10 protein-coding genes are annotated in these 9,775 nt (G+C 68.6%); 6 read left to right on the top strand and 4 right to left on the bottom strand.

The genetic code is table 11. The features are described 5' to 3' along the window. The 5 genes from F3J10_RS18100 to F3J10_RS18080 form a co-directional block, all read left to right on the top strand. Positions 1-477: type II secretion system F family protein (locus tag F3J10_RS18100; protein ID WP_205200336.1), on the top strand; the 477-nt coding region annotated here is incomplete at its 5' end. A 60-nt stretch (positions 478-537) separates the two neighbouring features. After that, positions 538-1,428, top strand: a complete 891-nt coding sequence (locus F3J10_RS18095; protein ID WP_240155626.1) for an A24 family peptidase — start codon at positions 538-540, stop codon at positions 1,426-1,428. A gap of 4 nt (positions 1,429-1,432) precedes the next feature. Further along, on the top strand, positions 1,433-2,041 hold the full coding sequence (gene coaE / locus F3J10_RS18090) for a dephospho-CoA kinase (protein ID WP_167242653.1): 609 nt from the start codon (positions 1,433-1,435) through the stop codon (positions 2,039-2,041). A gap of 155 nt (positions 2,042-2,196) precedes the next feature. Continuing rightward, entirely contained in the window at positions 2,197-2,952 is a 756-nt protein-coding gene (gene zapD, locus F3J10_RS18085) for a cell division protein ZapD (protein ID WP_167242652.1), read from the top strand. 4 nt (positions 2,953-2,956) lie between these two features. After that, positions 2,957-3,157 carry a DNA gyrase inhibitor YacG gene (locus tag F3J10_RS18080; protein WP_013696563.1) on the top strand — a complete coding sequence of 67 codons (201 nt, stop codon included), beginning with the start codon at positions 2,957-2,959 and terminating at the stop codon, positions 3,155-3,157. Between the two features lie 116 nt (positions 3,158-3,273). Here the strand turns inward: F3J10_RS18080 and F3J10_RS18075 are convergent, their stop codons facing one another. The 4 genes from F3J10_RS18075 to secA all read right to left on the bottom strand — a co-directional run bounded on the left by F3J10_RS18075 (position 3,274) and on the right by secA (position 8,864). After that, on the bottom strand, positions 3,274-3,714 hold the full coding sequence (locus F3J10_RS18075) for an NUDIX domain-containing protein (protein ID WP_013696562.1): 441 nt from the start codon (positions 3,712-3,714) through the stop codon (positions 3,274-3,276). Continuing rightward, the gene (locus F3J10_RS18070; RefSeq protein WP_025096847.1) at positions 3,711-4,580 is read right to left on the bottom strand and encodes an ATP-binding protein; all 870 of its coding nucleotides are present in this window, start codon (positions 4,578-4,580) and stop codon (positions 3,711-3,713) included. The genes F3J10_RS18075 and F3J10_RS18070 overlap by 4 nt, the downstream gene beginning before the upstream one ends. 70 nt (positions 4,581-4,650) lie before the next feature. Beyond that, positions 4,651-5,892: a bifunctional glutamate N-acetyltransferase/amino-acid acetyltransferase ArgJ gene (gene argJ, locus F3J10_RS18065; RefSeq protein ID WP_025096848.1), complete on the bottom strand. Its 1,242-nt coding sequence runs from the start codon at positions 5,890-5,892 to the stop codon at positions 4,651-4,653. Positions 5,893-6,062: 170 nt separating this feature from the next. Next, the gene (gene secA, locus F3J10_RS18060; RefSeq protein WP_025096849.1) at positions 6,063-8,864 is read right to left on the bottom strand and encodes a preprotein translocase subunit SecA; all 2,802 of its coding nucleotides are present in this window, start codon (positions 8,862-8,864) and stop codon (positions 6,063-6,065) included. Positions 8,865-9,224: 360 nt separating this feature from the next. Here secA and F3J10_RS18055 point away from each other — a divergent pair, with 360 nt between their 5' ends. Beyond that, the gene (locus F3J10_RS18055) at positions 9,225-9,707 is read left to right on the top strand and encodes a DUF721 domain-containing protein (RefSeq protein WP_167231155.1); all 483 of its coding nucleotides are present in this window, start codon (positions 9,225-9,227) and stop codon (positions 9,705-9,707) included. The last annotated feature ends 68 nt before the right edge of the window (positions 9,708-9,775 follow it).

Below are 9,775 nucleotides of genomic sequence, written 5' to 3'. Positions count from 1 at the left end.
GAGGCCCGCCACCGGGCCGGGCACCTCGCGCTGCGCCTGCCGCTCGCCGGCCCCTTGCTGCGCACGCTCGCTGCCGCGCGCTGGAGCCGCACGCTCGGCACCCTGCTGCGCGCCGGCACGCCGCTTGCCGACGCCTTCGACTCGCTCGCCCAGGCCACCGGCAATCCCGTGTTCGATCGCGCGACCGGTGACATCGCCACACGCCTGCTGCACGGTGAGCGGCTCGCCGCCGCGATGCGCGCGGTCGGCTGCTTCCCGGCCGAGGTGGTCCAGCCGATCGCGGTCGCCGAGGAATCGGGCACGCTCGACGCGATGCTCGCCGACATCGCCTCGCTCTGCGAGCGGCAGGTCGACGAGCGGATCGGCGCCTTGACGAGCCTCTGCGAGCCGCTGGTGGTGATCGTGCTCGGCGTGCTGGTGGGCGCCCTGGTGGTCGCGATGTACCTGCCGATCGTCCAGCTCGGCAACGTGGTGTAGCATCGCTCCCGGTTCCGACTCGCGCCGATTCCTCTCGAATCCCTTTTCCCAGCCTTCCCGATGATCTCGTCTTTCGCCCTTGCCGATCCGTCGCTCGCGTTCGCCGCGCTGCCGGCCGTCGTCCGCTACGTGTTCGCGGCCGTGCTCGGGCTGGTGATCGGCAGCTTCCTGAACGTGGTCGCGCATCGCGTGCCGATCATGATGCAGCGCGCCTGGCAGGCCGAACTCGCCGAGGCCACCGGCGGCGACCCGGCGCCCGACGACGGCCTGCCGCCGCGCTACGATCTGTGGGCGCCGCGCAGCGCCTGTCCTCACTGCGGCCACGTGCTGCGCGCCTGGGAAAACGTGCCGGTGCTGAGCTATCTGGCGCTGCGCGGGCGCTGCGCCCGGTGCCGCGCGCCGATCAGCCCGCGCTACCCGCTGGTCGAGCTGGTTTCCGGCCTGCTGGCGGTCGCCTCGCTGGCCGTGTTCGGTCCCGTCCCGGCCGCGCTGGCCGCCTTCGGCCTCTGCGCGATGCTGCTGGCGATGAGCCTGATCGACATCAAGACCGGCTACCTGCCCGATTCGATGACCCTGCCCCTGCTGTGGGCCGGGCTGCTCGTCAATCTGTGGGGCAATTTCGTCGACCTGCGCGAGGCCGTGATCGGCGCGATCGCCGGCTACCTGTTCCTCTGGTGCGTGTTCTGGCTGTTCAAGCTGCTGCGCGGCATCGAGGGCATCGGTTATGGCGACCTCAAGCTGCTCGCCGCGCTCGGCGCCTGGCTCGGCTGGATCGCCCTGCCCCAGGTGCTGCTGATCGCGGCCCTCAGCGGCGCGGCGGTCGGCCTGCTGGCGATGTGGCGCGGCCGCATGCGCTACGAGGAGCCGCTGCCGTTCGGGCCGTTCCTCGCGCTCGGCGGCATCCTCACCTTGCTGCACGGCACGCCGTTCTACCTGACGATCGGAGGCTGACCCCATGTTCTCGGTGGGATTGACGGGCGGTATCGGCAGCGGCAAGACCACGGTCGCGAACCGTTTCGGCGCGCGCGGCGCGACCCTGGTCGACACCGACGCGATCGCGCACCAGGTCACCGCGCCCGGCGGCGCCGCGATGCCGGCGATCGCCGCCGCGTTCGGCTCGGCCTTCGTGGCCGCCGACGGGTCGCTCGACCGGGCCCGGATGCGCGCGCTGGTGTTCGGCGACGAAGCCGCGCGCAAGCGGCTGGAGGCCATCACGCATCCGCTGATCCGCGCCGAGACCGAGCAGCAGGCCGCGCGAGCGAATGGCCCTTATGTGATCTTCGTGGTACCGCTGCTGGTCGAATCGGGCAGTTGGCGCCGCCGCGTCGATCGCGTGCTGGTGGTTGATTGCGAGGTCGAGACGCAGATCGCGCGCGTCATGCAGAGGAATGGCTTCGCGCGCGAGCAGGTCGAGGCGATCGTGGCACGCCAGGCCACGCGCGAGGCCCGCCTGGCGGCGGCCGACGACGTGATCGTCAACGAGGCCGCGCCCGACGCGGCGCTCGATACTCGCATCGACGCGCTGCACGCGCATTACCTCGCGCTGGCCGCATCGAAGTCCTGAACGTTCCCGGGCCCGCCGGGCCGGGCCCGCGCGGGATCGAGCAAGCGCCACGCCCGCGCGAATCCCTGCGCAAGGCGCGATTGCGACGCCTGAGCGTGGGCATTAGAATGTCCAGCAATTCCGGTCCTTTGTCCCAACGCCCGAGGCGAGCGCGCTTGATCCTTTACGAGTATCCGTTCAACGAACGCATCCGCACCTTGCTGCGCCTCGAAGACCTGTTCGAGCGCCTGGCGTTCTTCCTGTCGCAGGAAGATCCGAGGGAGCATCACGTGGCGCTGACGACGCTGTTCGAAATCGCGGAAGTCGCGGGCCGGGCGGATCTCAAGTCGGACCTGATGAAGGAGCTGGAACGCCAGCGGCAGACGCTCGCGCCGTTTCGCGGCAACCCCGGCATCGAGCAGAATGCGCTCGAGGCGGTGCTCGGCGAAATCGAGCAGACCCTCGCCAATCTCGGCCAGATGCAGGGCAAGACCGGCCAGCACCTGCTCGACAACGAATGGCTGGGCAGCATTCGCAGCCGCGCCGTGATCCCGGGCGGCACCTGCAAGTTCGACCTGCCCTCGTATTACGCCTGGCAGCAATGGCCCGCCGAGCAGCGGCGCCAGGACATCACCAAGTGGGCGATGCCCCTGCTGCCGCTGCGCGACGCGGCCACCATCGTGCTGCGCCTGGCGCGCGAATCGGGCCAGGCCTCGAAGGTGATGGCGATGCAGGGCAGCTACCAGCAGATGCTGTCGGGGCGCACCTACCAGTTGATGCAGGTGCGCGTGCCGCCGGAACTCCATGTGATCCCCGAAGCCAGCGCCAACAAGTACATGTTGTGGGTGCGCTTCACCATCCAGGACGGCGACGTGCGGCCGCGCGCGGTCGACATCGACGTGCCGTTCCAGTTGACGCTCTGTAATCTCTGAAATCGTGACTCTTGCCGTCAAATGCCCGGCCTGCGGAAAACAGGTCCGCTGGGTTCCGGAAAATACCTTCCGCCCGTTCTGCTCGGCCCGCTGCAAGCAGATGGATCTCGGCGCCTGGGCTGCCGAACGCTATCGGATCGGTGGCACCGACGAGGAGCCGTCGTCGGATGCGGAGCCGGAAGGCGGCTCCGGCCGTCACGACTGAGCGGTCACTTTTCCCAGGCTGCCGCGAGCGCGGCGTCCTGAATTCGACGCGATATAACGGGGAAGTGGTGCCGCCCAGCCGAACGACCGGGCGGAAAAGATACGGCCGAGGAGCGATCAGCCCGCCTCGGCCTCGCGTGCCAGCAGTTCGAGCACCGGCAGGGCCGCCGGCAACAGCGGATCGACCTCCACCGGCAATTGCTGCCAGACGAAGGCCTGCCCTTCACGGCTATGCGGCTCGCCGTCCCAGCCCGTCACCTTGCAGAAGAACAGCCGCACATAGGCGTGCGGATAATCATGCTCCAGCGTGTGCCAGCGATGGCAGGCCGTGACGTGAATCCCCAGTTCCTCGTGCAACTCGCGCGAAAGCGCCGCTTCCACGCTCTCGCCCGGCTCCAGCTTGCCGCCGGGGAACTCCCAGTAACCTTCATAGGGCTTGCCGGCCGGGCGCTGCGCGAGCAGGTAGCGGCCGTCGGGCTGCACCAGCACGCCGACCGCCACCTCGGTGACCTTGCGCGGCGCCGTGCCGCCGGCCGCGGTTTCGGCGTTCACCGTCATACGTTCTCCTGACGACCGGAGCGGTCGCGCGCGAACTGCCAGGCCACCCGGCCCGAACGCGAGCCGCGTTCGAGCGCCCAGACCAGCGCGTCGCCGCGCGCGGCCTCGACCTGCGCCTCGTCGCAGCCGAAATGGCGCAGCCAGTGCCCGACGATCGCGAGGTAGTCGTCCTGCTTGAACGGGTAGAAGCTGACCCACAGCCCGAAACGCTCGGACAGCGAGATCTTCTCCTCCACCACTTCGCCGGGATGGATCTCGCCGTCGGGCAGGTGCTTGTAGCTCTCGTTGTCGCTCATGTACTCCGGCAGCAGGTGCCGGCGGTTCGAGGTCGCGTAGATCAGCACGTTGTCGGACTGCGCCGAGATCGAGCCGTCCAGCGCCACCTTCAGCGCCTTGTAGCCGGATTCGCCGTCCTCGAAGGAGAGATCGTCGCAGAACACGATGAAGCGCTCCGGGCGCGCCGAAATCAGGTCGACGATGTCGCCCAGGTCATGCAGGTCGTCCTTGTCGACCTCGATCAGCCGCAGGCCGTCGGCCGCGAAGGCATTGAGGCAGGCCTTGATCAGCGAGGACTTGCCGGTGCCGCGCGCGCCCGTCAGCAGCACGTTGTTGGCGGGGCGCCGCGTCACGAACTGGCGCGTGTTCTGTTCGATCAGCCCCTTCTGGCGATCGATGTTGTGCAGGTCGTCGAGCGCGATCTGCGAGATGGCCGGCACGGCCTGCAGGTAACCGCGCCCCTGGCGCTTGCGCCAGCGAAACGCCGTCGCGGCATTCCAGTCGACGTCGGCGGGCGCCGGCGGCAGCAGGGCTTCGAAACGGCCCAGCAGGGCTTCGGCGCGGTCGAGAAACTGTTCGAGCTTGTCCATCCACTTTCCAGCAATCGGGTGATTCGAGATTCGGCGACGGCACGGCGCGCCGGGCGCGCCATGCGCCGGCTCAGGAGCGGTAGTCGGCGTTGATGCTGACGTAGTCGTGCGACAGGTCGCAGGTCCAGACCGTCGCGCTGGCCTCGCCGCGGCCCAGCAGCACGCGGATCGTGATCTCGCTCTGCTTCATCACGCGCTGGCCGTCGGCTTCCTGGTAGGCCGGGTTGCGGCCGCCGGCCTTGGCCACCAGCACGTCGTCGAGGTAGAGGTCGATCCTGCCGACGTCGAGATCGCCCACCCCGGCGTAGCCGATCGCGGCCAGGATCCGGCCGAGGTTGGGGTCCGAGGCGTAGAACGCCGTCTTCACCAGCGGCGAATGGCCGATCGCGTAGGCGATCTTCCGGCATTCCGCCACGTCGCGGCCGCCCTCGACCTGCACCGTCATGAACTTGGTGGCGCCCTCGCCGTCGCGCACGATCAGTTGCGACAGCGTCTGCGCCACCTCGGTGACGGCCTCGCGCAGCGCCGCGTAGGCGGGCGAGTCCACCGAATCGATCGCCGGCAGGCTCGACTTGCCCGAGGCGATCAGGATGAAGGAATCGTTGGTCGAGGTATCGCCGTCGATCGTGATGCAGTTGAAGGAGCGGTTCGCGACTTCCTTCACCAGTTGGTCGAGCACCGGCTGCGCGACCTTGGCGTCGAAGGCCAGGTAGCCGAGCATGGTGGCCATGTTCGGCTTGATCATGCCGGCGCCCTTGCTGATGCCGGTCAGCGTGACCGTGTGGCCGTCGATCGTGACCTGGCGCGAGGCGGCCTTGGGCAGCGTGTCGGTGGTCATGATCGCCTGCGCGGCGTCGAACCAGTTGGCGGCCGCCCGGTTCGCCAGCGCGGCCGGCAGGCCGGCCTTCAGGCGATCGACGGGCAGCGGCTCGAGAATCACGCCGGTGGAGAACGGCAGCACCTGCGAGGGCTGCAGGCCGGCCAGGCGCGCGAGCTCGTCGCAGGTCGCGCGGGTCGCCGCCAGGCCCGGCTCGCCGGTGCCGGCGTTCGCGTTACCCGTATTGACCACCAGCGCGCGAATCGCCGGGCCGCCGGCACGCACCGCAGCCAGGTGTTCGCGGCAGACGATCACGGGCGCCGCGCAGAAGCGGTTCTCGGTGAACACGCCGGCCACCGTCGCGCCTTCCTCGACCGAGATGACGAGCACGTCCTTGCGGTTCGGCTTGCGGATGTTGGCCTCGGCCCAGCCTAGCGTGACGCCGGCGACGGGATGCAGTTGCGCGGGATCGATCGAAGGGAAATTGACAGCCATGGAGACACCTGCCGGAAGGAAAATGCCGGCTCCTGCCGGCATCGATGGATTTGAACGAAGCGGCGGCGCGCATTGCTGCGGGCCGCCGCGGATTCATCTTGCAGTACGCAAGTGACGAAACGGCGACCGTGCGCGGCATGGATCGCATGCCGCGCCGGCCGTCGCCGGGATCAGCTCAGCTTGCCGTGGCACTGCTTGTACTTCTTGCCGCTGCCGCAGGGGCAGGGATCGTTGCGCCCGACCCGCGGCACCTCGCCCACGGCATTGCCCGCCATCGCGTCGCCGACCAGCTCGGCCGTGGCATCGGTGGCGGCCGCCGCGGCCACCGCGACGCCGGCCGCAGCCGCGCCCGCATCGGAGAAATCGGCGTGGCGGAACTCGACGTTGTCGAGATTGCCGCCCGCTTCCTCGATCTGCTCGGCGGCTTCCTCGAGCTGCTCGGGCGACTGGATCTGCACGTTCATGACGATGCGCGTGACTTCCTGCTTGGTCGCCTCGAGCATCGCGGCGAACAGCTCGAAGGCCTCGCGCTTGTATTCCTGCTTCGGGTTCTTCTGCGCGTAACCGCGCAGGTGGATGCCCTGGCGCAGGTGGTCGAGCGCGGCCAGGTGCTCGCGCCAGAGGCGGTCGAGCGTCTGCAGCATGATCGAGCGCTCGAAGGAGCTGAAGGCCTCGCGGCCGACCATCGTGACCTTGGCCTCGTAGTGCTCGTCGGCGGCCGTCACGACGGCTTCGAGGATTTCGTCGACGCTGATCGACTGCGACTCGTTGACCATCTCCTGGATCGCCAGGTCGAGCCCCCAGTCGTTGCGCAGCGCTTCCTCGAGCTCGGGCAGGTCCCATTGCTCCTCGATGCTGCCCTGCGGCACGAACTGGTGGACCACCTCGGTGATCACGCCGTGGCGCATCGCGCCGATCGTCTCGGCGATGTCGTGCGCCTCGAGCAGTTCATTGCGCTGCTGGTAGATGACCTTGCGCTGGTCGTTGGAGACGTCGTCGTATTCGAGCAGTTGCTTGCGGATGTCGAAGTTGCGCGCCTCGACCTTGCGTTGCGCCGATTCGATCGAGCGCGTCACGATGCCGGCCTCGATCGCCTCGCCCTCGGGCATCTTCAGGCGGTCCATGATGGCGCGCACGCGGTCGCCCGCGAAGATGCGCAGCAGCGGATCGTCGAGCGACAGGTAGAAGCGCGAGGAACCCGGGTCGCCCTGGCGGCCTGCACGGCCGCGCAGCTGGTTGTCGATCCGGCGCGATTCGTGGCGCTCGGTGCCGATGATGTGCAGGCCGCCGGCGGCCTTGACCTGCTCGTGCAGCGTCTCCCACTCGTCGTGCAGCTGCTTGATGCGCGCGGCCTTCTCCTCGGCCGGGATCGCCTCGTCGGCCTCGAGGAAGGCGGCCTGCTTCTCGGCGTTGCCGCCCAGCACGATGTCGGTACCGCGACCGGCCATGTTGGTGGCGATCGTGATCCGCTTGGGCCGGCCGGCCTCGGCGACGATCGCCGCCTCGCGCGCGTGCTGCTTGGCGTTGAGCACCTCGTGCGGCAGCCCGGCCTGCTTGAGCAGATGCGAGAGCAGCTCGGAGTTCTCGATCGAGGTGGTACCGACCAGCACCGGCTGGCCACGCTCGTAGCAGTCGCGGATGTCGCGGATCACCGCGTCGTAGCGCTCCTTCGCGCTCTTGTAGATCTGGTCCTGCTTGTCGATCCGCTTGGGCGGACGGTTGGTGGGGATCACCACCGTCTCGAGGCCGTAGATCTCGTTGAATTCGTACGCTTCGGTATCGGCCGTGCCGGTCATGCCGGCCAGCTTCGCGTACATGCGGAAGTAGTTCTGGAAGGTGATCGAGGCGAGCGTCTGGTTCTCGCTCTGGATCTTCGCGTGCTCCTTGGCCTCGACCGCCTGGTGCAGGCCGTCGGACCAGCGGCGGCCCGCCATCAGGCGGCCGGTGAACTCGTCGACGATCACCACCTCGCCGTTCTGCACCACGTAGTGCTGGTCGAGATGGAACAGCGTGTGGGCACGCAGCGCCGCGTACACGTGGTGCATCAGCGTGATGTTCTGCGGCGCGTACAGGCTCTCGCCCTCGCCGATCAGGCCCCACTCGGACAGCAGGCGCTCGGCCTTCTCGTGACCCAACTCGGTCAGGAACACCTGGCGCGCCTTCTCGTCGAGCGTGTAGTCGCCCGGCTTCTCGACGCCGGTGCCGTCGGCCTTTTCCTCGCCGATCTGGCGCTCGAGCAGCGGCGGCAGCGCGTTCATGCGCACGTAGAGCTCGGTGTGGTCCTCGGCCTGGCCCGAGATGATCAGCGGCGTGCGGGCCTCGTCGATCAGGATCGAGTCCACCTCGTCGACCACCGCGAAGTTCAGCGCCCGCTGCACGCGCGCCTCGGTCTCGTAGACCATGTTGTCGCGCAGGTAGTCGAAGCCGAATTCGTTGTTGGTGCCGTAGGTGATGTCGGACGCGTAGGCTTCCTGCTTCTGCTCGTGCTCCATGCCGGACAGGTTGATGCCGACCGACAGCCCGAGGAAGTTGTAGAGGCGCGCCATCCACTCGGCATCGCGCTGCGCCAGGTAGTCGTTGACGGTCACCACGTGCACGCCGCGGCCCGACAGCGCGTTCAGGTAGACCGGCAGCGTCGCCACCAGGGTCTTGCCCTCGCCGGTACGCATTTCGGCGATCTTGCCGTAATGCAGCACCATGCCGCCGATCAGCTGCACGTCGAAGTGGCGCATCTTCAGCACTCGCCGGCTGGCTTCGCGGCACACCGCGAACGCCTCCGGCAGCAGCTTGTCGAGCGACTCGCCGGCCGCGACACGCTGCCGGAATTCACCCGTCTTGCCGCGCAACTGGTCATCCGTCAGCTGCTCGAATTGCGATTCGAGCGCATTGATCGCCGTGACGGTCTTTTGGTATTGCTTGACTAGCCGCTGGTTGCGGCTGCCAAAAATCTTCTGGAGAAAACCGGTTGTCATCGATCGGGTCTGCGTCGCAGCAACGGCCCCGGAGCGGATGACGCCGGCCCCGGCGCGCCGAGCCTTGGCGGCTTAGCGTATGAGTGAATTCAAACGAGGAATTTTAGCACGCGCATTTAGGCAAGCCGGTGTCGCGCCGGCACCGACTTCGCGGGCCGCGACGCCCGGGCCGAAGCTGCCCGCGCCGCTACCGATATGCGGGCGGATCGGCGCCACCGCAAGAGGCGCCGCGAGGACATGGCGAGGGGCGACCGCAGGGCCATCGCGGGACGCCCCGCAAAGCGATCCGGCCCCGTGGAAACGGCCGCCGGCCGCCATTGCACGCGGTACAATCCGGCCATTGCTCCCGCCTGTCCGTCCATGAACCGCTCCTCCAGGTACGCCCATCCGTCAGGCTTCGCGCGGCCGCAGGTCGCCGCCGACGTGCTCAAGCGCACCGACGCGTTCGCCGCGCTGCGCGCCGGCGTCGAGCAGGTCGCCTCGCTGCAGCGCGACCTGCGCGCGCTGCTGCCCGAGTACCTGGCCAATCATGTCGATCCCGGCTCGATCAAGGACGGCGTGCTGACCCTGTTCGCGGGGCACAACGCGCTGGCCGCGCGGTTGCGGCAGGTCGCGCCGCGCCTGGTGGCCGACCTGCAGGCACGCGGCTGGCACGTGGCGACGCTGAAGGTCCGGGTGCGCCCGCAGGATGCTCCCGAGCCGGTGCGGATCAAGCAGGCGCGCATGACGCCGGCCGGTGCCGATGCACTGCGCGAACTGGCCGACAGCCTGCCGTCCTCGCCGCTGCAGAGCGCACTGGCACGGATGGCCGCGCGCCACGCCAAGACAAAATCGACGCGCTGAAATCGCCGCCTTGCCGGCCCGAAACGCAAAAAAGGCAGCCGGAAGGCTGCCTTTCTCATTAGACCCCG

It is taken from the genome of Burkholderia sp. Cy-637, assembly GCF_011753175.1.
GTDB classification, from domain to species: domain Bacteria; phylum Pseudomonadota; class Gammaproteobacteria; order Burkholderiales; family Burkholderiaceae; genus Burkholderia; species Burkholderia gladioli.
Note: the sequence above shows the minus strand (reverse complement) of the source record. Positions and strands in the feature narration are given on the sequence as shown.